Genomic DNA, 25000 nt, shown 5'->3' on the forward strand with positions numbered 1-25000 from the left:
GACTACATGGCTGACTACACGGCGGCCATCCATTTCTCCAGCCCAGGTGCGTCGAGGGGCAGCGCGGCGGACAGGACCTCGGCGCCCTCGGCGGTGACCAGGAGGTCGTCCTCGATGCGGACGCCGATCCCGCGCAGCTCCGGGGGCACGGTCAGGTCGTGCGCGTGGAAGTACAGTCCGGGCTCCACGCTGAGCACCATGCCGGGCGCCATGACGGCGCCGTGGTAGGACTCCTCGGGCGCCCTGGCGCAGTCGTGCACGTCCAGGCCCAGGTGGTGGCCGATGCCGCACACCAGGTAGCGGCGGTGGTGCTGGCCGGTGTCGGACAGCGCCTCGTCCACCGAGACGGGCAGCAGTCCCCAGTCGGCCAGGCCGTGCGCGATGACCTCCATGGCCGCGTGGTGGAAGTCCGTGAAGCGCCGGCCCGGGCCCACCGCCGCGAGACCGGCCCGGTGCGCCCGCTCCACCAGGTCGTGCGCCTGCCGCTGCGCCGGGGAGAACGTCCCCGACGCCGGGAACGTCCTCGTCACGTCGGCCGTGTAGTACGCGTGGGTCTCCACGCCCATGTCCAGGAGGACCAGCTCGTCCGGCAGCACCGGGCCGTCGCAGCGCACCCAGTGCAGCGTCGGCGCGTGCCGGCCGCTGCCCACGATCGAGGCGTAGCCGGGGCCGTTGCCGTAGGCGCGGGCGTAACGGTCGAACGTGCCCTGGAGCCACCGCTCGCCGGGCCCGGCGACGGCGGCGGGGATCTCGCGGACGACGGCGGCGAAGCCCTCGACCGTACGGTCCACCGCCTCGCGGAGCTGGCCGATCTCCCAGTCGTCCTTGAACATGCGCAGCTCGGCCAGCGTCCGGCCGACCTCCTCGTCCAGGGGCGCGGCCGGGTCCACGCCGAGCTCCGCGAGCTCGGCCAGCGGCCGGACCGGGACCTCCAGCGCCGCCGCCCAGTCCTCCAGGCCCGGCGCGGCCCCCACCCAGAGCTCGCCGTACCTGGCGTCCGTCCAGAACCCCGGCTCGCCGGGGTAGGCGGGCGGCGGCAGGTAGAGGGTGGCATCGGCGCCGCGCAGCACCACGACGGCGTTCTCCACCGCGCAGCCCGTCAGCCAGAAGAAGTCGCTGTCCGGCCGGAAGTCGTAGGCCGTGTCGTTGCTGCGGGTCGGCGCCTCGCCCGCGCCCAGCACGACGGTCCGGCCGGGGAGCGCCTCGGCCAGCCTGGCCCGGTGGGCCGCCGCCGCCCGGGCCGCGCCCGGCACGACCGGCGGGGTCCGGTCGGGCGTGGCCCAGCCGGTGTTCATGTACGCGGTGAACGCGGGGATCTCGGAAAGCTTGGGGGGCCTGCCTTCACGCACCGGTGATCTCTCCTCCCATGTCGCGGATCAGCTCGCCCAGCCGGTCGAAGACCCGGGGGTCGCTGATGCCGTCGTGCTCGTACTCGTTGGTGACCCAGCACCGGGTGTTCCCCACCCGGGAGGCGGTGTCCAGTTGCAGGCCGGCGTCCACGTACATGTCGTCGTAGTAGACGGCGGCGGCGACGGGGACCTCGTTGGCGGCCAGCCGGTCGAGGTCGTACAGCGGGGGCCACTCCGCGCGGGCGGCCATCGCCTCGACGGCGCCCCGGAACGGGCGCAGCTCGGCGATCTCCTCGAACATCCAGGGGTAGATCATCTCGCCGGTGAACAGCAACGGCCTGGCCTCCTCCGCGAACTGCGGATGCCGGCCCCGCTCCTCCTGCGCCGCCCACGCGGTCGCGCCCGCGCCGTGGCCGTAGATGCTCTCCTGCAGCGCCGCGAACAGCGGGTTGTCGCTGTAGGAGCTGCGTGCCAGCACCTGGTGCAGGAACACCGCCGACAGCTCGTCCCCGTTGAACGCCTCGTCGAGCAGGTAGTGCATGCGCTCGTAGCCGGGCTTCATGCCGAAGTCGATGCCGAGCGACTGGAGCCGCCGGACCGTGAGCACGTCGCCGTCGGGCAGCAGCACGTCGCCGCCCGCCAGCCGGTCGGCGATGCGGCCCACCTGCTCGACATGCTGCGGGTAGCGCCGGTAGAACTCCTTGTTCTTGGCCTCGACCCGCGGGTACGTGCGCCGGTAGACCTCGGCCGCCGACGGGTCCAGGCCGGCCAGGCCGCCCGTGACGCGGCACGAGCTGAGCCCCTCCGGCGCCACCGACAGGTACGTCAGCGTGAGGAAGCCGCCGTACGACTGCCCGATCGTGCTCCAGCGCCGGCCGCCGAAGAACGTCCTGCGCACGTGCTCGTGGTCGGCCACGATCGCGTCGGCGCGGAAGCACGCGAGGAAGTCGGCGCCCTCCTCGGCCGTCGCGAACGCGCTCATCCGGCGGCCGTCGATCCGGCTGCTGCGGCCGGTGCCGCGCTGGTCCATCACGATGACCCGGTGCGTCTTCAGGGCCTGGCCGATCCACCCGTCGGCGTTGAGCGGGCGCGGTCCCTTCCCGCCGGGGCCACCCTGCAGGTAGACCAGGCACGGCAGGTCCTCGCGGGCCCGTCCCGGGTCGACGAGCTCGCGGAAGAAGAGGTCGATCCGGCCGCGCGCCGGGTCGGACCAGTCGAGCGGCACGGGCGTGACGTGGTCGCGCACGAGCATGCCCGGGATGGTGTACGCGGCGGTGACGCTCACTGGGCGGCCCTCCTTCTGCGGTCCCATTCGGGGTTGATCCGGGGGATCGCGGCCAGCAACGTTCGGGTGTACTCGTCACGCGGAGACCGGAAGACCTCCTCGCAGGGACCCTCCTCCACGATCTTGCCCTTGTTCATGACGGCCACCCGCTGCGCGAGCTGCCGGACCACGGCCAGGTCGTGGGCGATGAAGATGTAGCTGAACCCGCTCTCCCGCTGCAGCCGCCGCAGCAGCTCGATGACCTGGGCCTGGACGGAGACGTCCAGGGCGGACACGGCCTCGTCGCAGATCACCAGCTTGGGGTTGACGGCCAGCGCCCGCGCGATGCCGATCCGCTGCGCCTGCCCGCCGGAGAACTGGGCGGGGTAGCGCTGCGCGTGGTCGGGGTTGAGGCCGACCCGCTCCATCAGCTCCCTGGTGTACGCCCGGCGGCCGCCCTTCGGGGCGATGCCCTGGTAGTCCAGCGGCGCCATGAGGATGCGCTCGACGGTGTGCCGGGGGTTGAGCGAGGAGAACGGGTCCTGGAAGACGACCTGCACGTCGGCGCGGTAGCGGGCGAGCCGGGCGCCGGTGGCGCGGGTGATGTCCTCGCCGTCGAACTCCAGGGTGCCGGAGGTCGGCTCCATCAGCTTGGCGACGATCCGCGCGCTGGTCGACTTGCCGCACCCGGACTCGCCGACGACGGCGAGGGTCTCCCCGAGCCGCACGTCGAAGCTGACCTCGTCCACCGCGGTGAACTCGGTCCTGCGCCGGTACGGTCCGCGCACCGCGAACCGCTTGGTCAGGTCGCGGGCGCGGAGCAGCACGTCACTCACAGGACCACCTCGTCGTCGATGCGCGGGATGCTCTCCAGCAGCATCCGCGTGTAGTCGTGCCGCGGCGCGGAGAAGACCTGCTCGGCGTCGCCGTACTCGACCTGCTCGCCCCGGCACATGACGAGCACGCGGGTGGCGATCGAGCTGATCACGGCCAGGTCGTGGGTGACGAACACCATGCCGGTGCCGGTCTCCTGCTGGAGGCCGGCCAGCAGGCGCAGGATCTGCGCCTGCACGGTCACGTCCAGGGCGGTGGTCGGCTCGTCCGCGATGAGCAGCGCGGGCGAGCAGACCAGCGCCATCGCGATCATGATGCGCTGCCGCTGCCCGCCGGAGAACTGGTGGGGGTAGTAGCCAGCCCGCCGCTCGGGCTCGGGGATGCCCACCTGCGTCAGGGCCTCGACGGCGACCTTCCTGGCCGCCCGCTGCGAGCTCTTCCTGTGGGCCCGGTACATCTCCTCGATCTGCAGGCCGACCGTGTAGTAGGGATTCAGGGACGACAGCGGGTCCTGGAAGATCATCGAAGCCTGTTCGCCCCGGATGCGGCGCATCTCCCTGTCCGTCCGGCCCAGCAGCTCGACGCCGTCCAGCCGGATGCTGCCCCGTGTGAGGGCCCCGGACGGCAGCAGGCCCATGACGGCCAGGCTGGTCATCGACTTGCCGGATCCGGACTCGCCCACGATGCCGACGGTCTCGTTCCTCCCCACCGTGAACGACACGTCCTTGACCACGTCCACGGGGCCGCGCGTGGTCGGGAAGGTCACCGTGAGGTCCTCGACGACGAGCAGCTCGCTCATGACACCCTCACTCTCGGGTCGAGACCGGTGTAGAGCAGGTCGACCACGACGTTGCCGGCCATCACGAAGAACGCCGCCAGGAGGGTGACTGCCATGATCACCGGCTGGTCGTTCTTGGCGATCGAGTCGGCCGCCATCTTGCCGATGCCGTTGAGGCCGAAGACCGTCTCGGTGATCAGCGCGCCGCCCATGAGCGCGGCGAAGTCCATGCCGAAGATGGTGACGATCGGGGTCAGCGCGGGCCGCAGCGCGTGCCGGCGCATGGTGAGCACCGGGCTCATGCCCTTGGACCGGGCGGTCCGCATGAAGTTCTGCGCCAGCGCGTCGATCACGTTCGCCCTGGTCAGGCGGGCGTACAGGCAGGCGTAACCGGTGGCGAGCACCAGCCACGGCATGAGGTACGACTGGAACCACAGGAGTGGGTCGTCCGAGAACGGCACGGCCGAGGGGAACGGCAGGATCTGCAGCTTGACCACGAGGACGTACTGCAGGGTCAGCGCGAGCACGTAGTTGGGGATGCTGGCGCCGCCGAGGGCGAGGCCCATGGCGGCCCGGTCCCACCAGGAGCCCTCCTTGACCGCGCTCAGCAGGCCGGCGGCGATGCCGACGATCAGCCAGAGGACCGCCGCGCCCACCGCGACCGTGGCGCTGACGGGGAGCCGGTCCACGATCATCTGCGTGACCGACTGGCTGCTCTGGAAGGAGTAGCCGAGGCAGGGCGCCGGGCAGTGGATGAGGTTCGCCCCGCTGCCGTAGTCGCGGCCGGCGACGATCCCGCTCACGTAGTCCCAGAACTGCGTGACGAACGGCTGGTCGAGCCCCAGCGAGGTGCGGATCTGCGCGACGCGGTCGGGGGTGCAGGTCTTGCCGCAGATCATCAGCGCCGGGTCCGGCGACAGCTTGAAGAAGATCAGGTACGTGAACAGGCAGACCAGGAAGAGCAGGACGACGAGCCCGGCGATCCGGCCGGCGACGTAGCGGGCCATCAGGACGCCTCCCCCGCGTCGGTGGCGGCGCGGACCCGGTCCCCGAGCACGGTCAGCGAGAGCACCGTGAGGAAGAGGAAGAGTCCGGGCACCGCGAAGTACATCGGGTCGGTCGCGTACCAGCTCACCGCACTGGAGATCATCTGGCCCCACGAGGGAGTCGGCGGGGTGACGCCGACCCCGAGGAACGACAGGCCGGCCTCGGTGCCGATGTAGCCGGGGACGGCCAGGGTCGTCATGACGATGAGGGAGTTGCGGAGGTTCGGCAGGATCTCCTTGAACACGATGGCCCGGGTGGACGCGCCGGAGGCGCGGGCGGCCTCGACGAACTCCCGGTTCACCAGCGTGAGCGTCTGCCCGCGCACCACCCGCGCCAGGTACGGCCAGCCGAACACGGTGATCACCGTGACCAGCAGGACCGAGCGGTTGCCCGTCGGCAGGGACGACAGGATCGCGATCATGAAGATCAGCGCGGGGAAGGCCATCAGGAAGTCCATGACGCGCGAGATCGCCTGGTCCACCCAGCCCTGGTAGAACCCGGCCAGCAGGCCGAACACCACGCCGAGCAGGGTGGTCAGCACGGTCGCCGAGATCGCGATCAGGAACGACACGCGGGCGCCGTAGGCGATGCGGGCCAGGATGTCGCGGCCGTTCTGCGGCTCCACCCCGAGCAGGTGGTCGGCGCTGACACCGCCGAACGAGCCGCGCGGCAGCCCGCCGAGGTTGGTGTCCACGGCGGCGGGGTCGAAGTCGTTCGGCCCGTGCCCGGTGACGGCGGAGATCAGCGGCGCGCAGATCGCCATCAGCACGACCAGGACGAGGAACGCCGTGCTGAGGACGGCGCCCCGGTCGCGCAGCAGGGCGCCCGCGATCCGGCGCCCCTCCGTGGCGGGCGCGCTGCCCGCGCCCGCCAGGGGGTCCGCCATCGCGTCGTGCGAGGTTGCGGCGGTGGTCATGGCCGTCCTACTTGCTCGGGTCCTTGAGCCCGACCGAGACCAGGTCGATCCCGGCGGAGTACGAGTCGTTGAGGTAGGCACCCGCGATGTTCTCGCCGATGACCGTCACGTTCTTCTCGTAGAGCAGGGGCACGATCGGAGCCTTCTCCATGATCTGCTTGTCGAGCTCGCCGTAGGCCGCGTTGGCGGCGTTGACGTCGGTCATCGCGGCGATCTCGTCGATCTTCTTGTTGATGGCCTCGTCGTCGATCTGGGCGAGGTTGCTGTTGCCCTTGTCGAAGATGTTGCGGCCGTCGAACAGCGGAGGCAGGAAGGTGGCGCCGGACGACCAGTCCGGGCACCAGCCGGTGAGGGCGGCGTCGTGCTGCCGGGCGGGCGTGCCGATCACTTCGTAGAAGGTGGACGTGTCCATGTTGTTGATCTTGACGTTGACGCCCAGCGGCTTCAGCGACTCCTGGATCGCGACCGCCATGCCCTGCTGGCGCGGCACCGGGCGCACGTCCAGGGTCAGGTCGAAGCCCTTGTCCTGGCCCGCCTCGGCCAGCAGCTGCTTCGCCTTGGCCGGGTCCGTCGGGTACGGGTCGTAGTCCAGCCGGCCGACGATCGTCGGCGGCTGGATCGCGCCGCCCTTGGTGGCCAGCGTCGTGCCGCCGTCACCGGCGACCACGTTGTCCTTGTTGATCGCGTAGTTGATCGCCTGGCGGACCCGCACGTCGTCGAGCGGCTTCTTGGTGGTGTTCAGGCTCATGTACGTGGTGCAGCCCATGTAGCCGGACAGCGTGCGCGCCTTGTAGCGCGGGTCCTGGATGCGGGCCACGGTGGCCGGCTGGATCGCGCCCGCGATCGCGCTGGCGTCCGCGCCCTGCCCGGCGAGCATGCGCTCGTCGATGGTCGCGCCGTCGATCCCGAAGCTGAACTCGAACGCGTCCGGCTTGGCGGCGCGAACCGTGTCCGTCGCGGCCTTCCAGTGCGGGTTGCGCACCAGCTTCAGCTTCGAGCCGCGCTGGTAGCTCTCCACCTTGTACGGACCCGACGCGATCGGCTTGGCGTCGAACGCGGCGGCCGCGCCCGTGCCCTTGGGGAACGGCACGAAGTTGGGCTGCACGAGCGCGCTGGCGAAGTCGGCGAACGGCTTCTTCAGGTGGAAGACGACCGTCTTGGGGTCCGGGGTCTCGATCGTGTCCAGGTCTCCCGAGACGTACGGGCCCTTGTAGTCCTTGGGCGCGTCGATGAGCAGCTTCGCGTAGGGGGAGCCGATGCCGGCCTCCGGGTCCCAGGCACGCTCGAAGCCGAACTTCACCGCCTCGCTGGTGATCGGCTTGCCGTCCTCGAAGAAGATGTCGTCCTTGAGGGTGAACGTCCACGTCTTGTTGTCGTCGGACGGGGTGCCCGTGCTGGTGGCGAGGTCGGGGACCACCTTCGTGCCCTCGGTGCCCGGGCCCGCGCCGAACGTCGTCAGACCCCGGTAGATGAGCCGGTAGAAATTGTTGACCCCGCCGTCCCAGCCCCGGGCCGGGTCCAGGTGGGAGAAGTCGGCGGTCTGCAGGACGTGGACGGTGCCGCCGGAGGTGGCGGCCGGGGCCCCGTCACCGGAGGCGGACGCGTTCTTCTCCCCGCCTCCGCCGCCACATGCCGTGACTGCCAACGTGGTGAGCACCGCGACGCTGGCGAGCGTGGCCGATCTCCTCATTGTGCCTTCTTTCGAGCTGGCTTTCCGTTTACCGAAGCGACGCCGGGGGGCCGCCGTCACTGTGTCCTGATCCACACGCGCATGGCCTCGGGCCTGCGATTGCCCCACAGGAAGTAGGGGAGGAGGGCGGCGGAGACGTCCGCCGTCCCGCTGGTGCCGGCGTCCGTGCCGAGCTCGGGGTAGAGCTCCGCGGACGCGGGGATGACGACGCTCGCCGGGACCCGGAGAACGACGGCGCCTGCCGGCTCCTCGGAGATGTTCGCGCTGACAATGTCGGCCGGCGAGAGCACGAGGTCGTCCACCTCGGCCGGCACGTCCTGCTGCTCGACGCAGTAGACCAGCGGCCCGCGGGCGACGGCCACCGCGCCGCGGGCCGCGTCCACGTACGGGTGAGCCCCGTGCGCGCGTACCGGCATCGGCAGCGCCAGGCGCAGGACGTCGCCCTCCGCCCACCGGCGCTCGACGGTCAGCCAGCCGTCCTCGGCCGTGACCGGCTCGCCGTCCAGCGTCACGCCGCGCGCCCAGGCCGGAATCCGCAGCTTGAGCGCGTACGGGTGCGCCGGGGCCCGCTCGATCGTGATCCGGACGTCGCCGTCCCACGGGTAGGCCGTCTCGACGGTCAGCGCGACGGCGTCCGTCTCGACGCGGGCGTCGGCGTACTGGGCGAGGAAGAGCGCGCCGTCGCGCTCGGCCGCCGCGTAGTCACCGAGCTGGGCCATCCACCGGACGATGTTCGGCGGGCAGCACGGGCAGCCGAACCACGACCGGCGCAGCTCCTCGCCACCGGTCTCGGCGCCGCTGCGCTGCTCGTGGTCGGGGCGGCGCTGCAGCGGGTTGTCGTAGAAGAACGCCTTGCCGTCGGCGGACAGGCCGACCGCGTAGGCGTTGTAGAGGACGCGCTCGAACACGTCGAGGTACTTCGCGCCGCCCGTGGCCAGGAACATGCGCCAGCCCCACTGCATCGTGGCGATGGCCGCGCAGGTCTCGCTGTACGCCCGCTCGGACGGCAGCTCGTACCGGTCGCCGATGGCCTCGTCCGAGTGCCGGCTGCCGAGCCCGCCGGTGATGTACAGCTTGGCGGCGACCATGTCGTCCCAGAGGCGCTCCAGGGCCTCGAAGAGCGTCCGGTCGCCCGTCTCGATGAAGACGTCGGCCGCCCCGGCGGCGAGGTAGGCCATCCGCACCGCGTGCCCGGTGACCGACGGCAGCTCGCGGAACGGCAGATGGTCCTGGAAGTACTCCGGCGGGAAGATGCTGTGCTTGAGCTTGCCCTGGCCGCGGCGGTCGACGAAGAGCCGGGCCTGCGTCAGGTAGTCGCGCTCGCCGGTCTCCCGGTAGAGCTCGACGAGCGCCATCTCCACCTGCGGATGGCCGCAGACGGCCTCCTCGCCACCCTCGCCGAAGCGCCGCACCACCAGGTCGGCGAACCTGACCGCCACGCCGAGCAGCCGGTCGTCGCCCATCCGCCGCGACGCCGCGACGGCGGCCTGGATGAGGTGGCCCAGGTTGTACAGCTCATGTCCCCAGGCCAGGTCCTCCCACGGCTTCTTGGCCGCGTCGGGGTCCTGGAAGAACGAGTTCAGGTAGCCGTCCTCGGCCTGCACCCGCTCCAGCAGGTCCACGACCTCGTCGAAGAACTCCCGCTCACTCTCGCCGGCCTCGCCGCGGCCGATCTCGTACGCGAGCCCTTCGAGGGTCTTGTACAGGTCGGTGTCGAGGAAGGGGTAGCGGCCCCGGTAGGGCGGCGGCGCGTCGTCCGCGACGAGCCTCCGGAGGTTGTCGACGTTGCCCGCGGCCCGCAGCTGCTCGACGGTGTGCGGGATGGTCGCGCGCCGGTTGCGGTCCTGCCACTGACGGAGCAGACCCCCGGTGATGCGCACGCCGGCGACCGGGGCGACGGCTCCGGCCCGGGTCCGTACGGCTCCGGCCTGCTGCTCGATCTCCTCAGACATCCATCCGTCTCCTAGTGCTGTGTGGCATTGCACTGCACCCTAAGACTGCGTACGGTCAGCGCCAAGAGGTGACCGGGAAGTTGCACGATTCGTTATAAAAGACACCAGATGGTGATCTACCTGCACGTTTCCCTCGCGCGGAGAGGGCGGAAGCGGTCGGCGGCCTAACCCGTTTCCGCGCGCCGCGACCTGGCGCGACGTCCTGCATCCAGGATCGTCCCGCAGAGCAATTGCACATGGCAGTCTTTCCGGATGTGCGGTCACGCCGTTGCGGCCGTACCCGGTGCCCGGGGCGGTGCCCTTCGAGACCGGCGACTCACGGTAAGCCCGCGGCTCCTGACGAGGAGCGAGCCCTCAGGTCGCTCGACCTGTCTGAGCCGCCCCCGAGCCTGAGCCGTCACAGCAGGGCCCTTGATCAGTGAAGCGAACCGAAGGATCCTGACAGCTCGACCCTCATTCAGGGATGGAGCCGACATGCACTCCCCCTACGAAGGCGGCGACCATCGCCCTCCGCCACCCCCGCACCCCGCGCAGCCGTCAGCACCCACCTCAGGGGTCGCGGTCGCCAGCCTCATCTTCGGCATCATCGGACTGATCGGCAGCTGGTGCCTCTTCGGCATCCCGTCCATCGTGGCCGTCGTCCTCGGCCATGCGGCCACCAGGAAGACCAAACAGGGCATCAGGCCCGGCCACGGCATGGCGGTGGCCGGGCTCGTCCTCGGCTACATCGTCGCCGTGCCGGCTTTCCTCATCTCCGCCTTCGTCATCCTCACCAGGCCCGCCATGGTCGCCGACTGGGTGAACACCGTCTTCGACCTGTTCTGAGCAAGGGCGGGGCGGTCGCCCGCCGATCACCATGACGCACTGCCGGGCCGCCGGAGCGCTCACGGTCCGGCGTAGTGGTCGCCGACGGGCGGGGCTGCAAGCGGACGGCCAGCGGGCTCCAAGTACGGGCGCATAGCCTGCCCGGCATGAGAAAGCGACTCTCCGCCCTCGCCCTCCTGTCGGCCACCGCCGTACTCGCCGGGACCTCGGCCGCGTGGGCCGCCCCGGACTCGTCCGCCGAGCAGGCCAGGACCCTGTCCTTCCGCGGGATGACGCTGAAGATCCCCGCCGACTGGCAGGTGCACCGCAAGGGGGACACGGTCGTGGTGGTGACCGGCTCGCTCTGCAAGAAGCCGGAGCCGTTCGCCCCCGGCTGCGAGAGCTTCTGGATCTTCGGCCCGAAGGCGTACAAGAACGTCCCGGTCGGGGGTGGTTCCATCACCTACACCGGCAAGCGACAGTTCCACCCCTTCAGCGGCGTGATCCCCTGCCCGTTCAACTCCAAGCTGAGCTGGTACCCGGGCGAGAAGGCCACCTCCAGGGGCCTGCGCCAGGTCGGCCCCGGCCACAAGGCGCAGTACACCACCTGGCCGAACAGGTGCGTGACGAACGACACGGGCCGCACGACGGCGAAATGGACCCAGCGGGAGTGGCTCCTGTCCACCTCCCAGATCCTGGTGGTCGACGCCTGGAACACGCACGGCCTGTCAGGCGTCCTCAAACGCGCCACCTGGAGCTGACCATCACTCCGCCAATCCCCCGCCTCGTGCAGTTCGATGGGAGTGATCCTCCGGCGGAGGAGCCTCGAGAGACGCTCGGCGTCCCAAAGCTCGTCTCCTGCACCGGCGCGCAGCGTCGTCGCAGCCTGTCTACGCCGGCCGCGACGACGGAAGTTCGGCGGCCATCTCCTGCGTGCCGGCTCAGCGAGCGGAACCCCTGACCGCGCCCGCGGCTACTTCCTCAGCCAGAGCATGTAGTACGGGCTGTCCCAGCGGCAGTCGTACTCCTTGTACCCGCTCATGACGAGTTTGGCGGTCCCCGCCGAGACGCAGTTCTGCAGGGTCCGGTAGCCCTGGTACGGGGCCCAGCCCGTAGCCGTGGCGCTGGCCGGGGTGGCGGCGGCGAGGACACCGGCGGCGAGAGTGCCGGCCATGGCAAGGGTCACGCCGAACCGTGCGGCTTTCTGTCGCAAGACATGGTCCTTCCTCGATGGGCGGCGCACGCGCCGCCGTCTGGATGGCCCCACGGTAGCGCTTGTTGATCTAGAAAGTGTGCACGTTTGTCGATCTTGTCCCGAAAGGTCGGACAGGAAGGTGACGTGGTCCACCGACCGCACCCGCCCGTGCGGGAACGTCCCGCTCCACGCCAACCCCAGGCCACGTCCGGCCGGCTCATCCTGATCTGCCGACGCTCCGGCCAGGTCGTACCGCATCTCCAGCGCGACGGCGAGGTTGGACAGGCGTTTGGCCCGATCAGGGTGGCCAACGGGGATGATCTGCACGATCTGCCTGCACAGGGCGACGACCTTGTCTAGCTCCTCAGGCGCCTCCGTCCGGATGGCTCGCTGCAGCAACGCGTACGCGAGGTTGGACAGCGGTTCCCACCCGGTCGGGGTGCTCGGTGGGAGGGCCTCGGCCTCCTTGGACCACAGTTGCAGCGCCTCGGCGAGGTGGACCAGGTATCCGGCCTGATCGGGGTCGTCGGCGGAGACAGCCTGCACCGCTTGCCTGTCGCGGAAGGGGTGCGCAGCTGCACGTAGTGATGCGGAGCCACGGCCAGTTCCGGACACAGCCCCAGATCTTGCGTACTTCCTCAATCGAGGAACTTCAACCGGACCTTCGAGAACTACTTCCACGACTCGGGCATTCCGCTCATCCGCGTGCATGACACCCGCCACACCTGCGCCTCCCTCCCGCCGCCCTCCACGGACACCCGCGCATCGCCATGCACATCCTGGCACTCGCAGATCTCGATGACCACGGACGTCTACACGCAGATCCCGTCGCCGGAGACCCGTAAGGCACTCGACCGGCCCAACCAGCGGCTTGACGGATCCGAGAGTTAAGGCGTTGCTGTGAGTCACTGCTGCACGAGATCGAAAAAGGCCCTACGGGATCATCCCGAAGGGCCTTTGACGTGCTGTGCGGCCGGAGGTACTCGAAACCCCAACCTTCTGATCCGCAGCCAGTTCGCGATCGTCCAAGGATGTCTACCGCTGTCACAAGCACCTGCTCAGCGGCTTCTCCGGCTTGAGCAACTTCCGGGGGCGTACACCGGTGTCCAGGGACGTCGTTAGCACCGACGTTAGCAAGATTCGCTGGGCTGGTTGTTAGCGGTCATCAGGAAACCCCGATCGGCGGTCACTGACGATCCTGGTAGACGGCCATGGGCTCCAGTGCTAACGGACACGTGAAAGTGCTGGTCGGCGGCCTGCCGACAGCGGGAGTGTCCAGTAAATGGCTCTGGCTCGTAATCGGTGGTGGCGCTGAGTGATCCCTGCCAGGCTGGTCCGTGCTGAAGATCGACGATCTTGCAGGTGTGGTGTTTGCAGGTCTGTCTGCCCTGGTCATCGAGGCAGTAGAGGACGAGGGCAACCTTATTCGGGTCATGGCCCGCACGCGCGACGAGCCGGTGCCGTGCCCGATGTGTGGGGCGCTGACCGGTCGGGTGCACGGCTACGCGAGTCGGACGGTCACCGATGTCCCGGTCGATGGGCGGCGGGTGGTGGTGTCGCTACAGGTGCGGCGTCTGCTCTGCCCGGCGTGGGGATGCCCTCGACGGACGTTTCGTGAGCAGGTTCCTGGGCTGCTCGAGCGCTACCAGCGTCGAACGAGCAGGCTCACCGGCCAGTTGGGCGCGGTGGTCAAAGAACTGGCCGGCCGGGCAGGTGCTCGGCTTTCGGCGCTCCTGGCCGTCACGATCTCGAGGTCCACAGCGCTGCGACTGCTGAAGCGGCTACCGCTGCCGGCGCTGCGGATCCCGCGTGTGCTGGGCGTCGATGACTTCGCGCTCAAGCGGCGGCACCGGTATGCCACCATCCTGATCGACGTCGAGACTGGCGAGCGGATCGATGTTCTGCCCGGCCGCGGTGCCGATGTGCTGGAGAGGTGGCCGCGATCCCATCCTGGGGCTGAGATCGTCTGCCGCGACGGGTCGGGCGCTTACGGCGAGGCGATTCGACGTGCTCTGCCAAATGCGGTGCAGGTCGGGGACCGGTGGCACCTGTAGGTGAATTTCTGCGACAAGGCCCTGGCCGAGGTTCGCTCCCACAGCGCCTGCTGGGCCACGGTCAACCCGCCCCGGCCCGCCGGCGTGCGCGAACAAAGTACCCGCGAACGCTGGCAGCAGATCCACGACCTTCTGGAGCGGGGCGTCGGCCTGCTGGAGTGTGCCCGCCGCCTGAATCTGTCCCTGAACACCGTTAAGTGCTACGCCCGCACCCACAAGCCCGAGGCTTTGCGCCGCGCTCCGCGTTACCGGCCCACGGTGGTTGATCCTTACCGCGATCACCTCCGGCAGCGGCGCGCCGCCGACCCGGCTGTTGCAGTTCAGCAGCTGTTCCGAGAGATCAAAGAGCTCGGCTACACCGGCAGCCTCAACCTGCTCTACCGCTACATCACCCAGGGGCGGGCTGAAGGGGAACGGCCCGTCATCACCCCGCGCCGCCTGGCGCGCCTCCTGCTCACCCGGCCCGACCGGCTACGCGACAGCGACACCCAACTGATGCAAGAACTCACCGCAGCCTGCCCCGAACTGACCGCCCTCGCCCATCACGTCCGCGACTTCGCCGCCCTCCTCACCCCAGCTGAAGGCAACGACGACAAGCTCACCACCTGGATCACCACCGTGCGAGCCGCCGACCTGCCCCACCTGCACGGCTTCGTCAACGGCCTCGAACTCGACCGCGACGCCGTCAACGCCGCCCTCACCCTCCCGCACCACAACGGCCGAACCGAAGGCGTCAACACCCGCACGAAGAGGATCATGCGCCAGATGCACGGCCGCGCCGGGTTCAACCTTCTGCGCCACCGCATCCTGCTGCGATGAAGACCACTCAGCGCCACCACCGATTACGAGCCAGAGCCAAAAACCGTACAGTCCCCCGGGCCTAGGCGGCCGGCTGGGAGAGGCCGGAGAGGACGATGTCGATGGCCCGCGACAGGGTTTCGGGGTTGGGTGGCATGGTCGCGGACGCCTGGGCCAGGCCGCGGATGAGGAGATAGACCTCCTCGACGGTGGCGGAGGGGCGTACGGCTCCGCTGTTCTGTGCCTGGCGGAGTACCTCGCTGACGGCGGCCTTCAGGCGGTCCGAGGCGCCGATGGCGGCGGTGGAGGGCTTCGCGGGCAGCATCGTGCCGAGGGTAAGTTTGGTGGTCCCCGTTTCGATCATCGTGCGGAGCAGGGTGCGCCAGCCTGTCGCGGGGTCTGGGGTCGCGGCGATGGCGAGGGCCTGGTCGGTGAGGCGGTCGAAGTGCCGCAGGAGGGCCGCCTCGATCAGCTCCTCCTTGGTGGGGAAATGGCGGAAGACGGTGGCGTGGCCGACGCCGGCCCGTCGGGCGACCTCCTCGGTCGATCCGGCCGCGCCCTGGGTGCCGAAGACCTCCTCGGCGGCGGCCAGGATCCGCTCCCGGTTCTCTCGGGCGTCTTGGCGCATCCGGTCCCTTTCCTTCGGTTCTGGTAGAGACTTTAACCGGAGTAGCTACTTCGGTACAGTTACCGAAGTCTGGACTTCGATTAGTTCTGGAGGAATGCTGTGCCGTCTTCACCAGCCGATGTCGTCCGTGCCGTCGCCGAAGGGGTCAGCCGTGTGATGGCCGGTGGTCTGAGCAAGGAGGAGAAGGAGGCGGAGTTCGACCGTCTCGCGAGTCTGTACGCCGAAGAGACCGACGTCCGGCATCCGTTCGCGCCGCTGGGTGACACTCCGCTGCGCACCCGTGCCGAGCTGCGGCACCACTTCTCCGACGGGCCGGCCTGGGAGGTCGAACGGTTCGAGCCGGTGGGCCGGATCCACGAGACCGCCGATCCCGAGGTGGTCATCTACGAGTTCAGCTACGTCGGCTCGGTGGACGGCAGGGACTTCGCGGTGCCGTGCATCTTCGTGGTCCGGGTGCGGGACGGAGTCATCGTCGAGTCGCGCGACTATGTCGATCACGTGGGCATGGCTCGGGTCTTCGGGCGGCTCGACGAGCTGGCCACCGCGCTGTCCGCCTGAGCAGGTAGCGGTGGCCTGGTCCGGGGGCTCGGGGCCAGACCACCGCCCCGGGGGCGCGAGGCTGCTCCCTTCAGCCTTCCGCCAAAACCGACAACCTCTGGCCCTGGTGACACCACCCCCGGACCTGCACTTTCACTGGCCGCCTACCGGCACCCCCTGACCGCCCACCAGCACACGCTCTGGCCACCCACCAGCACAAACAACGGCCACCACACAGCACTTTCAAGACCACCTAACAGCCCTTCCAGATGGGCGCTGGCACTCCAGGCAGACGGCCCCGAAAATCCCGGCGGCCGGACTCATTGCCCGAGGGGCCGACTCCCGTACCGGGTGGGGTCCTATGCGCTCGTCATCGCGGTCCGGCTCCGCGTCTGGGGTCCGGGAGACCGTGCTCGATGCCGTGGGGCCGACGAAGGAGGCCCTGCGGCGCCGATCGCCCCCAGCCACGTTCCGACTCCGGCCACCGCATGGCGATCGTAGGGCGTTCTGGCTGGTCATCATGATCGATATCCAGACCCTGGTGTGGCCGCCAGACCAGCTTCCTGGTGACCGTGAGCCGGGAGAACTTTTGTCCGTCTGCCAGGATCGCCATGTCCGTATACCGGGAGGAACCTGTGTCCGTCCACACTGGTGACTCCCTCTTGGCAGCGCGTCACCATGGCACCGCCGAGGTGATCGACATGCTCGTGAAGGGGGCGGGATGACGCTCGGCGATGCATCGGCGGTGTCCGCACCGCCCCTTTGATGTTTCTGCCCGCGCGCCAGCCTCGCCCCCTGCGTCAGCGACACGAGGGCCAGCTTCAGACCTGCCGGGCTACGAGACGGCCCGGAGCAATCTACTCTTGCGGGTCTGCGGGCAGGCCGTAGCCCGGCGCCCGGTGGTCTCCCACGTTTCCAGGTCCTCTCGCAGCACTCCGTGGTGCAGCGGAATTACCCACAGGTACCACCAGGTGGCGCGCATCTGGTACGGCTGGTTGTTGCGGTAATGCTCCGCGGTACGCTCGCGCAACCCTCGCATGTCCGGCTGCTCGCGGGTGCCGCGCTGCACGATGCCGGTGTACAAGCAGTGCCGACCCTGGCCCAAGGCGACATACAGCGCCGACGACCATAACGGCAGCGCCTGGACCGTCCAGCGGCCATCGCCCGCGCGCAGGGGATACACGCACCGCCCGAGATCACCGGCAACCACGGCCAGGTACTCGCCGGGGATGCGGGCCACCCGGTCGGCGAGACCTGAGCCGAGGACCCAGCCGCCGCTCATTTCCCGCCGTCTTCAGGATAGGCGTACACGTCACCGGCGACGGGGGGCGGTTCGAAGAGAATCTTCCCCACGTCGGCGCCGAGCTTATGCACCCACTGCTGCAGTTCGTCCCGCTGGGCCTCGGTAGCAAAGCGCGGCGGGAAGTCGCTGCTGAGGATCTTCTCCAGAGTCAGCCCGATGGCGTGGATTTGAGTCTGGAGTGTCTCCAGCGATGAAGTGCCCGTGTCGCTGTTGGAGGTGCTCCTGGCACGCGCGGCGGCCTGTCGGGTCTTGATGTCAGCGCGACGGCTGCTTGGCAGGCCGAACAGCGCGGTGTCGAATACGTCCCATTCCAGGGCCCGATCGGGAACCTCGAACCGGGTGACGATCTCTGCGTTGCCGCCTGGGTTCTGGCGGACCTTCGGCACGGTGAAGCTGAGGGCGAAGGTGTCAGGTTCGCCGGTAACCCGCTTCACCCAGTCAGCCAGGGCCGCTCCGGGCATTAGGCGGCCAGCCGCGGTGGCGCTGAGCGCGGCGATGATGGTGTGAGGTTTGGCCCGATACGGGGTGTACTGCTCCTGGGGGGTGTCGGAGGTCAGCTTCTCCTTGGACCCTCGGTCGCGGGTCAGTGCCTCAGCCACGATCAGCGCGTCACCGCCGAGTAGCGCGAGCTCGGCACGCGCGGCCTCGTCGCCCTCGGCGCGCTTGCGCAACTCGACAACAGCGACGGCCGCCGCGTCCTGCGGAGAAAGGTCGAGGTGGGCGGGGGCCAAGCGGGTCAGGGTGACGCGTCCTGGCCGACGGCGACGCGGGCCCACATCTCCCTGGTGACTGCCCCGCCGTCGGTCCAGGTATGCACAACTGATGGGAAGGCCTGCCCTTCCTGTGCGCGTAGGAAGCGAGTGGCGAAGATCGCCACGACCTCCAGGAGTTTGCGCGGGAACTTCGGGTCATGGGGGTCGAGCGAGAGGGCCTCGGCGATAGCGGAGCGGATCATCGGCCCCGCCGTGGCAGACAAGACGGCCTCGATGAGGGCGGCGCGCGCGTAGGCCGGGTGGAAGGGCAGAGAGGTGGCGCGGGTGAAGTCCTCGCCGTGCAGGCGCCCAGAGAGGGCGGCGGCCTGGGCCTGGGTGAGCTTTCCGGCACGGTCGGCGGCGGTCAATGCGTCAGCGACAGCTTTCTCCCGGTCGCTGCCTCCGCCCCAGGGCCGAGTGCGCAGGTGGATCTGGGTGAGGAACTCGGTGAACCACTGGGTGGTGTCGCACGGCCGGCCGGAGCGGTCGAAGGTACCGAGCACGAGGTTGACCGGGGCGAGGTGGGAGTGCAGTTGCACAATCTCGCGCGCGGACCAGCCGTGGGTCTGGACGGTCTTCAGGGCGGTGTTGACTGTCGTACGGGCCTGCGTCACCGCATCGTGGGCAAACATGCGTCCGGCGATCTGCTCCGCGTACTCGCGTGCCTTCTCTTTGGTGAGCTTCGTACCAGGCACGATGCCCAGGATGTTGCGCCAGGCCGACACCAGACGGGACTGGCCGTCGATGACCACCACGACCGTCTCGGAGCGGCCGTCGGCGTAGTGCACCCGCATGGTCATCGCCACGAGCGCTTCCTGGATTCCGGTGCGAGCGATGGAATCGGACCAGTCATAGTCCTGCAGATGGTGCTGTACGGTCTCGACGATCATGCGTCGCAGGTCGGTAGGTCCCGGCAGGTCGATCTCCAGCAGGCCCGGCGTAGTGCCCTGCAGCACCGGGTCGGTCACCTGGCCTTTGGTGAACGTGTGCTGCAACTTGGCTAGAAACCGGGGGTTGACCACCAGGACCTTCAGCCCGGGCACCCGGTGGAGGAGACTACGGGCCGCTGTGGCATAGCAGGTGTCGGTGGATAGTCGCTGCAGCCGACCGACCAGGGAGACCCCGACCGAGGGCTTGTCGTTCTTGCGGGCACCGGACCGCCTGCCGTTCAACTGCTCGACGATTACGTTGGGGTGGATGAGCTGGTCGAGCACCTCATGCGGGTGCGTACTGCCGGCTCAGCCGGGCGAGTTCCTCCCGTTCGGATTCGGCCAGCTCATCACCGTTGGTGTCCTGCTCGCGGGCCAGTCGGTCCATCTGCACCCAGTTGGCCAGCGTGCCCGCATTGATGCCCAGATCCTTAGCGACCTGCGCGATCGGCTTTCCTGTCTCCCGCACGATGCGCACCGCGCCCGCCCGAAACTCCGGATCGAATGCGTCTGGTCTCTCCCACGACCCAACCTTCTCCTTAGGTCAGGTCTCCACGCTAGAAGGGGAAGTCCAGAGCTCGCCTCGAACGGAGTCCTCATGAGCTGTGAGCTTCTGACGGTCCCCGAGGCGATGGCCATCCTCAAGGTCAGCCGCTGGACCCTCTACAACCTCATCCGCTCCGAGCAGATCACCTCGATCGTCATCGGCGAACGCTGCCGCCGCATCCCGGTCTCAGCCCTCGACACCTACGTCGCCCGACTCTGTGAGGAGGTCGCCTGATGGGCAAGCGCTCGAACGGGGAAGGCTCGATCTTCCCCTACAAGGACGGCTGGGCGGGCTACGTCTGGGTCACCACCCCGGAGGGCAAGCGCACCCGTAAGTGGGCGTACGGCAAGACCCGCGAGGAGACACACGAGAAGTGGCTCACCCTGCACGAACAGTCCCGCAAGGGACCGGTGCCGACGAAGAACCCCACCATGACCGCCTACCTGTCCCGCTGGCTGGAAGAAGTGATCAAGCCCAACCGTGAGCCGACGACCTATGTCGCCTACGAGCCGCTCGTCCGGCTCTACATCGTCCCCGGCCTGGGCAAGAAGCGCCTGGACAAGCTGACCGTCCGAGACGTACAAGCCTGGCTGAACACCCTGCCCACCCTCTGCACCTGCTGCGATCAGAAGAAGGACCACAAACGGCCCGAACACAAGCGGCGGTGCTGCTCGCTCGGCAAGTGCTGCAAGGGCTACCCATCACGCAGCACCATCGCGGGCATCCGTCGCGTCCTGCGGTCCGCCCTTGGTCACGCCCTGCGGGAGGAACTGATCTCGAAGAACGTCGCATCGCTCACCACGCTGCCAAGCCCCAACACGACCAAGAAGAAGCGCCAGCACGCAGTGTGGACGGTCGACGAGGCCCGCAAGTTCCTCGAACACCTCAGAGAGGCTGATGACCCGCTCTACGCGGCCTACGTGCTCATTCTCGTCCTGGGCTTGCGCCGCGGGGAAGTCCTCGGCCTGGCCTGGGACTGCGTGGACCTGGGCGGCGAACAACTCTGGATCTCCCGCCAGCTCACCAGGGTCGGTGGCCGGCTACTCCACCGCGAGACGACCAAGACAGACGACTCGACGGCCTCCCTCCCCCTGTTCGGCCTCTGCGTCTCCGCACTCCGACACCGCCAGCGCGTCCAGGAGGAGGCACGCAAAGCAGCCGGAGACAGATGGAAGCCCTCAGACCTGACCTTCACCACTCGAACCGGCACACCGATCGAACCGCGCAACTTCAACCGCGCCTTCGAAACCCACTGCCGCAACGCGGGCGTCCCGCGCATCCGCGTACACGACACCCGCCACACCTGCGCCTCGCTCCTGGCCGCCCTCGACGTCCACCCGCGCGTGGCTATGCGTATCCTGCGGCACTCGCAGATCTCGATGACCATGGACGTCTACACCCAGATCCCCAGCCCGGAAACCCGCAAGGCACTCGACCGGCTCGATCAGAGCCTCGACCGCTCAAGCGAGACATAACAAATCTTCCGCTACCGCAAAGCCCCTTTGGAATCACCCTAAAGGGGCTTTGTTCGTTCTCGACCTCTTCTCATAGCCGAATAGGCATGCCGGACTGACTACGGCGACCATTTCGCTTTTCGGCGTATGTGGTTCAAAGGAATAGGGCTTCCAGCGAGTCGCCAGTTCACTTTCCCGAACGTAGCGGAGGGCGAATGACGCACCCTGTGAGTTGTGAACGGGCCAAAGGGCATCAATGTGGATGTTCCGCGTGCGGCGGGGCACAGCATGGCTGGACCCACAGCCTCTTGCTGGCTCGTGACCCCTCCCCCGTGGCTCGTCAAGAGGCGAGAGACGACAGCGACCGCAGATGGGCGGCGGCACCACCGCCCATCGGACGACGACAGCCATCCAGCCGGAGAAAGGCAGCCGCCACCGATAGCGCCACAGCCGATCTCGTCGACTGGCTAGCCGAAAACCCTGACACGATCGAACGCATCCAGGAAGTCGGAGACGTCCTAACCGGCCCCGTAATCGAGGAACTCGATAAGAGGTTCGGCGGCAGCAAGCCACGAGAGGCCAGAAGACGACTTGCCGATCACTTCTGGTGCGACCTCCTCGCCACCCTGGCCGAGGCCATCGAGAAGTTCTCGAAAACCATGGACCAAATACCGGAGTACGTGACGACGGCCATCATGCAGTCCCGAAAGACCGATCGACGCAGCCCTCTCCTCGAACCGCTGGTGGGGCTTGCTGTACGAACGGCGTGGGAGCCCATGATGAGCATGATCCAAGCCACCGGGATCGAGGATCTGCAACGGACGTGCCAGATCCTCGCCGTCCTGATCTGTCCGGCCCCCGAGAATCACAAGGCCGTTCAGGACGGCGCTCTCCTTCCGTTGGCGAAGGAGGGGATGTTGGAAATCAGTAGAGAGCGGCTTGAGCTGGTCTTCCCTGCGGAGTGGGTTCGCCGCCTCCGGGAAGGCCTCGAGGGCGCCTGAGCAGGGTCGTCGGTGGCCGCCCCTGGGGGTCAGGGCGCAGGGCCTGCTGCGTGCGTCGGACTCCGGCTGTGTGAGGCGACGTTGCTGTACAACGCTGCTGTACGGCCACGAAAAAGGCCCTCCAGGATGATCCTGAAGGGCCTTTGATCTGCTGTGCGGCCGGAGGTACTCGAAACCCCAACCTTCTGATCCGTAGTCAGATGCTCTATCCATTGAGCTACGGCCGCTCGCTGCGTAAGCAAGCATAGCGGACCTTCGGCTGTGCCTCGAACCGGATTTGGGGTCAGGATCTGGCGGACTCGGGTTTGCGGGGCCAGAGGGTGTAGCTGACCGGCCAGATCAGTGCGATGAGGGGGATCTTGAGGAGGCCGCCGACGAAGGCGAGGAGGGGGTCCGTGCGTGTCGGGTCGGCTACCAGCCAGATGAGGGCTTGGACGAGGGCCCAGGTGAGGGCGTAGGCGAGGACTATGCGGAGCCATAGGGCCCATTCGTAGCGGGCTCGGGGCATGCCGCCCGCCGGTGGGCGTGGCGGTGGGGGGCCGCCGGCGAAGCGGTGGTGGAACTTGGCGTCGGCCCAGCGGATCGTGCGGTGGCCGAAGACGATCGAGTACGACAGGTAGGCGGTCGCGAGGCCGTGTCTGATGTCCGCCACGGCGCCTCCTCTCATGTCGATGACGGCTGCCGTGAGCAGGATCACGTCCAGGAGCGGTACGCACAGGAGCAGGGCGGTGCTGAGGGTCCGGCGCTTCCACAGGTATCGGGAAGCCAGGCCCAGGGCGAGGAGAAGCCAGAAGCCGATTTCGCAGCCGATGAGGATGGCGACAATCACGACTTCCATGGTGGCGGGGACGAGGGCGTCGTACATCGTCAGGGGATAGGAGCCTGTGGATACATCGAAGGGTGTATCCACAGGTGGCCCGAGGGGGGAGGGGCTTGGCGGCGCGAGGTGGTGGGATGGGGGCATGCGGAGAGCAGGGCTGTGGGCCGTGGCGGCGTTCCTGTGCGGGGCGCTGCTCGTCGCGGGTGGCGCCTACCTTCGCCGTGGGGCGGATGAGTGGGCGCTCCTTGTTCCGCTGGCGTTGACGTGCGCCGGCGTCGCCGTGCGGTGGCGGACACCGCTCGGGGCGTTGGGGCTGGGGACGTTGGGTGTGGTGGTGGACCTCTTCGTGGGGCCTTCGCTGCCTACGTTGTTGATCTATACGGACAACATCTACGCTGCGGCGCTGTATGGGCCGGCGAGGTTCTCGCGGTGGTTGCTGGGGATTGCGTGTTGTCTCGCCGTGTTGGTCGGGGCGTTGACGTGGTTTGTGACTGAGGACTGGCGGTTGCCGGCCGTTTATGCGGTGCAGGCCGGCCTGGTGCTGATTTCGCCGGTTACGACGGCGATGGTGCTGCGGCAGCAGCGGGAGCAGGCCGCCGCCGAGCGGGCTCGGGCGGAGCAGGTGGCGCGCCTCGCGGAGTTGGATCGGCAGGCTGCCATCGCGAGTGAGCGTGCTGCGATGGCGCGGGAGCTGCATGACATGGTGGCCAACCACTTCAGCGCCATTGCCATTCAGGCCACGGCCGTTCTGTCCCGGAAAGATCTGGATTCGATGACCGTGCGGGGGGTCATGGAGTCGGTTCGGGAGAACAGCGTCAAGGGGATGGCTGAGATGCGGGCCATGATCGGGCTGTTACGGCAGGACAGTGGCGAAGGTCCAGGTGGAGGCGCGGGCGGGGGTGGTGGTGACGCCGTGCGGCCTCGGCTGGCGGACGCTGAGAGTTTGGTGGAGCGGGCCCGGCGGGCCGGGATGGAGGTCGGGTTGCGGGTCGAGGGGGAGCCTCGGGAGTTGCCGGCCTCGGTTGATCTGGCGGGGTATCGGATCTTGCAAGAGGCGTTGACCAATGCGCTGAAGCATGGGGAGCGGTCGGCCGAGGTGGTGCTGGGTTATGGGGCTGGGTGCGTGACGGTGATCGTCGACAATCCCGTCCGTGGGTCGAGTGGGGCTGGGGTTGTCGCCCGTACCGGCAATGGTTCGGGGGCTGGGGTTGTCGCCCGTACCGGCAATGGTTCGGGGGCTGGGGTTGTCGCCCGTACCGGCAATGGTTCGGGGACTGCGGTTGGGGTCGGTGGAGGTACGGAACAGGAGCCGGGTGATGGGGTGGGCCTTCGCCGGGGTGAGGTGTGGTTGCCGGGGTCGGGGGCGGGGATCGTCGGGATGCGTGAGAGGGCTGCGCTGGTAGGTGGATCTTGTGAGATCGGGGCTGTCGTCGGAGCTGGTGCCTCGGCTGTGAGGGCGACCGCCGGGTTGGATGCGGCTGGGGTGTGGCGGGTGAAGGCAGTGCTGCCCACCGGGTTGGTCTCCGCGTGAACGGGGGGTGGGTGCGGGCGCCGAGCGGTCGGGTCCAGCAGGTGGTGTGGGCGCCGGACCGCCGGGGCGAGTGGGTCATGTGGGCGCTGGATCGCCGGGGCGAGTGGGTGGTGGGTGGATGACGATCAGAGTGGTGGTGGCGGATGATCACGCGGCGGTTCGGGCCGGGATTGCGCTGATTCTGGGGGGTTTGGATGACATCGAGGTCGTGGGTGAGGCGGCCGACGGGGAGGAGGCGGTGGCGGTCGCTCGGGAGATGCGGCCGGATGTCGTGTTGATGGATGTGCGGATGCCCCGGCTGGATGGGATATCGGCTACTCGGGAGTTGGCCGGGGTCGCCGATGTGCTGATCTTGACGACGTTCGATGTGGATGAGTACGTCTTCGGGGCGCTTCGGGCTGGGGCGGCGGGGTTCTTGTTGAAGAACACCGATGCCGACGGGCTGGTGGAGGCCGTGCGGGTGGTGGCTCGGGGGGATGGGCTGATTTCGCCGGCGGTCACTCGGCGGTTGATCTCGGCGTTCGCGGGGTTGCCTCCGCCTCGCGATCGGCAGGCTGTGGCCGGGTTGACGCCTCGGGAGCGGGAGGTGCTGGCTTGCGTGGCCCGGGGGTTGTCCAACGCGGAGATCGCGAAGGAGCTCGACATGGCGGAGGCCACGACGAAGACGCATGTGAGCAGGGTGCTCAACAAGCTGGGCCTGCGAAGCCGGGTGCAGGCGGCGATCTACTACTCCGCCTATGAGGGGGAAGGGCCGGCTGTCTGACGTCACACCTCTTCTCTGGCAGGCTCCGGGGGCCGGTGGTCAGGCGGGGGGACC

22 protein-coding genes, 1 tRNA gene and 2 pseudogenes are annotated in these 25000 nt (G+C 68.6%); 9 read left to right on the forward strand and 16 right to left on the reverse strand.

Annotated features, from left to right (window positions below; all coding sequences use genetic code 11):
- Nucleotides 1-14: 14 nt before the first annotated feature.
- Genes ABZS51_RS01005 through ABZS51_RS01040 form a run of 8 tightly spaced genes read right to left on the reverse strand, consistent with a single transcriptional unit; the run spans nucleotide 15 to nucleotide 9830 of the window.
- Entirely contained in the window at nucleotides 15-1349 is a 1335-nt protein-coding gene (locus ABZS51_RS01005) for an aminopeptidase P family protein (protein WP_355434457.1), read from the reverse strand.
- Nucleotides 1342-2634, reverse strand: a complete 1293-nt coding sequence (locus tag ABZS51_RS01010) for an alpha/beta fold hydrolase (RefSeq protein WP_355434460.1) — start codon at nucleotides 2632-2634, stop codon at nucleotides 1342-1344. Before ABZS51_RS01010 ends, ABZS51_RS01005 begins: the two co-directional genes overlap by 8 nt.
- Entirely contained in the window at nucleotides 2631-3449 is an 819-nt protein-coding gene (locus tag ABZS51_RS01015; RefSeq protein ID WP_355434463.1) for an ATP-binding cassette domain-containing protein, read from the reverse strand. The genes ABZS51_RS01010 and ABZS51_RS01015 overlap by 4 nt, the downstream gene beginning before the upstream one ends.
- On the reverse strand, nucleotides 3446-4246 hold the full coding sequence (locus tag ABZS51_RS01020) for an ABC transporter ATP-binding protein (RefSeq protein ID WP_310707452.1): 801 nt from the start codon (nucleotides 4244-4246) through the stop codon (nucleotides 3446-3448). The genes ABZS51_RS01015 and ABZS51_RS01020 overlap by 4 nt, the downstream gene beginning before the upstream one ends.
- Nucleotides 4243-5232 carry an ABC transporter permease gene (locus tag ABZS51_RS01025; RefSeq protein ID WP_355434467.1) on the reverse strand — a complete coding sequence of 330 codons (990 nt, stop codon included), beginning with the start codon at nucleotides 5230-5232 and terminating at the stop codon, nucleotides 4243-4245. The genes ABZS51_RS01020 and ABZS51_RS01025 overlap by 4 nt, the downstream gene beginning before the upstream one ends.
- Nucleotides 5232-6188: an ABC transporter permease gene (locus ABZS51_RS01030; RefSeq protein WP_355434470.1), complete on the reverse strand. Its 957-nt coding sequence runs from the start codon at nucleotides 6186-6188 to the stop codon at nucleotides 5232-5234. Before ABZS51_RS01030 ends, ABZS51_RS01025 begins: the two co-directional genes overlap by 1 nt.
- Nucleotides 6189-6195: 7 nt before the next feature.
- Nucleotides 6196-7878: an ABC transporter substrate-binding protein gene (locus ABZS51_RS01035; RefSeq protein ID WP_310707456.1), complete on the reverse strand. Its 1683-nt coding sequence runs from the start codon at nucleotides 7876-7878 to the stop codon at nucleotides 6196-6198.
- A 56-nt stretch (nucleotides 7879-7934) separates the two neighbouring features.
- Nucleotides 7935-9830 (reverse strand): beta-L-arabinofuranosidase domain-containing protein, encoded by a 1896-nt coding sequence (locus ABZS51_RS01040; RefSeq protein WP_355434473.1) that lies wholly within the window; start codon nucleotides 9828-9830, stop codon nucleotides 7935-7937.
- 474 nt (nucleotides 9831-10304) lie between these two features.
- Between ABZS51_RS01040 and ABZS51_RS01045 the strand changes: the two genes are divergently transcribed.
- Complete coding sequence (locus tag ABZS51_RS01045) at nucleotides 10305-10655, forward strand: DUF4190 domain-containing protein (RefSeq protein WP_355434476.1); 351 nt, start codon at nucleotides 10305-10307, stop codon at nucleotides 10653-10655.
- 146 nt (nucleotides 10656-10801) lie between these two features.
- The gene (locus ABZS51_RS01050; RefSeq protein ID WP_355434479.1) at nucleotides 10802-11395 is read left to right on the forward strand and encodes a hypothetical protein; all 594 of its coding nucleotides are present in this window, start codon (nucleotides 10802-10804) and stop codon (nucleotides 11393-11395) included.
- A gap of 212 nt (nucleotides 11396-11607) precedes the next feature.
- On the opposite strand, the gene ABZS51_RS01055 is transcribed toward ABZS51_RS01050, so the two are convergent.
- Nucleotides 11608-12375, reverse strand: a complete 768-nt coding sequence (locus ABZS51_RS01055; protein ID WP_355434482.1) for a hypothetical protein — start codon at nucleotides 12373-12375, stop codon at nucleotides 11608-11610.
- A gap of 821 nt (nucleotides 12376-13196) precedes the next feature.
- Between ABZS51_RS01055 and ABZS51_RS01060 the strand changes: the two are divergent.
- A pseudogene (locus ABZS51_RS01060) lies at nucleotides 13197-14702 on the forward strand (ISL3 family transposase).
- A gap of 61 nt (nucleotides 14703-14763) precedes the next feature.
- Here the strand turns inward: ABZS51_RS01060 and ABZS51_RS01065 are convergent.
- Nucleotides 14764-15309, reverse strand: coding sequence for a helix-turn-helix domain-containing protein (locus ABZS51_RS01065; protein WP_355434485.1), 546 nt, complete (start codon nucleotides 15307-15309; stop codon nucleotides 14764-14766).
- A 156-nt stretch (nucleotides 15310-15465) separates the two neighbouring features.
- Here ABZS51_RS01065 and ABZS51_RS01070 point away from each other — a divergent pair, with 156 nt between their 5' ends.
- A complete protein-coding gene (locus ABZS51_RS01070) occupies nucleotides 15466-15867 on the forward strand; it encodes a nuclear transport factor 2 family protein (protein WP_355434488.1) in 402 nt (133 codons plus the stop codon).
- Between the two features lie 814 nt (nucleotides 15868-16681).
- On the opposite strand, the gene ABZS51_RS01075 is transcribed toward ABZS51_RS01070, so the two are convergent.
- The 4 genes and pseudogenes from ABZS51_RS01075 to ABZS51_RS01090 form a co-directional block, all read right to left on the reverse strand.
- The gene (locus tag ABZS51_RS01075; protein ID WP_355434490.1) at nucleotides 16682-17128 is read right to left on the reverse strand and encodes a hypothetical protein; all 447 of its coding nucleotides are present in this window, start codon (nucleotides 17126-17128) and stop codon (nucleotides 16682-16684) included.
- Nucleotides 17125-17880, reverse strand: a complete 756-nt coding sequence (locus tag ABZS51_RS01080) for a hypothetical protein (RefSeq protein ID WP_355434493.1) — start codon at nucleotides 17878-17880, stop codon at nucleotides 17125-17127. Before ABZS51_RS01080 ends, ABZS51_RS01075 begins: the two co-directional genes overlap by 4 nt.
- A gap of 5 nt (nucleotides 17881-17885) precedes the next feature.
- Nucleotides 17886-19115, reverse strand: a complete 1230-nt coding sequence (locus ABZS51_RS01085; RefSeq protein WP_355434496.1) for a hypothetical protein — start codon at nucleotides 19113-19115, stop codon at nucleotides 17886-17888.
- Between the two features lies 1 nt (nucleotide 19116).
- Nucleotides 19117-19329 (reverse strand): annotated as a pseudogene (locus tag ABZS51_RS01090) (transposase); the annotation flags it as partial.
- Between the two features lie 99 nt (nucleotides 19330-19428).
- On the opposite strand from ABZS51_RS01090, the gene ABZS51_RS01095 reads away from it, so the two are divergent.
- The 3 genes from ABZS51_RS01095 to ABZS51_RS01105 all read left to right on the forward strand — a co-directional run bounded on the left by ABZS51_RS01095 (nucleotide 19429) and on the right by ABZS51_RS01105 (nucleotide 21832).
- Nucleotides 19429-19611 (forward strand): helix-turn-helix domain-containing protein, encoded by a 183-nt coding sequence (locus ABZS51_RS01095; RefSeq protein WP_355434498.1) that lies wholly within the window; start codon nucleotides 19429-19431, stop codon nucleotides 19609-19611.
- Entirely contained in the window at nucleotides 19611-20852 is a 1242-nt protein-coding gene (locus tag ABZS51_RS01100; protein WP_355434501.1) for a site-specific integrase, read from the forward strand. The genes ABZS51_RS01095 and ABZS51_RS01100 overlap by 1 nt, the downstream gene beginning before the upstream one ends.
- A gap of 311 nt (nucleotides 20853-21163) precedes the next feature.
- Nucleotides 21164-21832, forward strand: a complete 669-nt coding sequence (locus ABZS51_RS01105; RefSeq protein ID WP_355434505.1) for a hypothetical protein — start codon at nucleotides 21164-21166, stop codon at nucleotides 21830-21832.
- A 154-nt stretch (nucleotides 21833-21986) separates the two neighbouring features.
- Here ABZS51_RS01105 and ABZS51_RS01110 read toward each other — a convergent pair.
- Nucleotides 21987-22059 (reverse strand) — tRNA-Arg (locus ABZS51_RS01110).
- A gap of 56 nt (nucleotides 22060-22115) precedes the next feature.
- On the reverse strand, nucleotides 22116-22661 hold the full coding sequence (locus ABZS51_RS01115; RefSeq protein ID WP_355434508.1) for a hypothetical protein: 546 nt from the start codon (nucleotides 22659-22661) through the stop codon (nucleotides 22116-22118).
- Between the two features lie 157 nt (nucleotides 22662-22818).
- Between ABZS51_RS01115 and ABZS51_RS01120 the strand changes: the two genes are divergently transcribed.
- Nucleotides 22819-24183 (forward strand): histidine kinase, encoded by a 1365-nt coding sequence (locus ABZS51_RS01120; RefSeq protein ID WP_355434511.1) that lies wholly within the window; start codon nucleotides 22819-22821, stop codon nucleotides 24181-24183.
- A gap of 118 nt (nucleotides 24184-24301) precedes the next feature.
- Nucleotides 24302-24946 carry a response regulator transcription factor gene (locus tag ABZS51_RS01125; RefSeq protein ID WP_355434513.1) on the forward strand — a complete coding sequence of 215 codons (645 nt, stop codon included), beginning with the start codon at nucleotides 24302-24304 and terminating at the stop codon, nucleotides 24944-24946.
- Nucleotides 24947-25000 lie beyond the last annotated feature (54 nt).

It is taken from the genome of Nonomuraea sp. NPDC005501 (genome assembly GCF_040605905.1).
GTDB lineage: Bacteria > Actinomycetota > Actinomycetes > Streptosporangiales > Streptosporangiaceae > Nonomuraea.

Coding starts and splice junctions, on each gene's coding strand:
- ABZS51_RS01065 (WP_355434485.1), bottom strand. CDS start 15,309: ATGCGCCAAGACGCCCGAGAGAACCGGGAGCGGATCCTGGCCGCCGCC.
- ABZS51_RS01125 (WP_355434513.1), top strand. CDS start 24,302: ATGACGATCAGAGTGGTGGTGGCGGATGATCACGCGGCGGTTCGGGCC.
- ABZS51_RS01035 (WP_310707456.1), bottom strand. CDS start 7,878: ATGAGGAGATCGGCCACGCTCGCCAGCGTCGCGGTGCTCACCACGTTG.
- ABZS51_RS01040 (WP_355434473.1), bottom strand. CDS start 9,830: ATGTCTGAGGAGATCGAGCAGCAGGCCGGAGCCGTACGGACCCGGGCC.
- ABZS51_RS01095 (WP_355434498.1), top strand. CDS start 19,429: ATGAGCTGTGAGCTTCTGACGGTCCCCGAGGCGATGGCCATCCTCAAG.
- ABZS51_RS01030 (WP_355434470.1), bottom strand. CDS start 6,188: ATGACCACCGCCGCAACCTCGCACGACGCGATGGCGGACCCCCTGGCG.
- ABZS51_RS01070 (WP_355434488.1), top strand. CDS start 15,466: ATGGCCGGTGGTCTGAGCAAGGAGGAGAAGGAGGCGGAGTTCGACCGT.
- ABZS51_RS01050 (WP_355434479.1), top strand. CDS start 10,802: ATGAGAAAGCGACTCTCCGCCCTCGCCCTCCTGTCGGCCACCGCCGTA.
- ABZS51_RS01025 (WP_355434467.1), bottom strand. CDS start 5,232: ATGGCCCGCTACGTCGCCGGCCGGATCGCCGGGCTCGTCGTCCTGCTC.
- ABZS51_RS01100 (WP_355434501.1), top strand. CDS start 19,611: ATGGGCAAGCGCTCGAACGGGGAAGGCTCGATCTTCCCCTACAAGGAC.
- ABZS51_RS01020 (WP_310707452.1), bottom strand. CDS start 4,246: ATGAGCGAGCTGCTCGTCGTCGAGGACCTCACGGTGACCTTCCCGACC.
- ABZS51_RS01045 (WP_355434476.1), top strand. CDS start 10,305: ATGCACTCCCCCTACGAAGGCGGCGACCATCGCCCTCCGCCACCCCCG.
- ABZS51_RS01075 (WP_355434490.1), bottom strand. CDS start 17,128: ATGAGCGGCGGCTGGGTCCTCGGCTCAGGTCTCGCCGACCGGGTGGCC.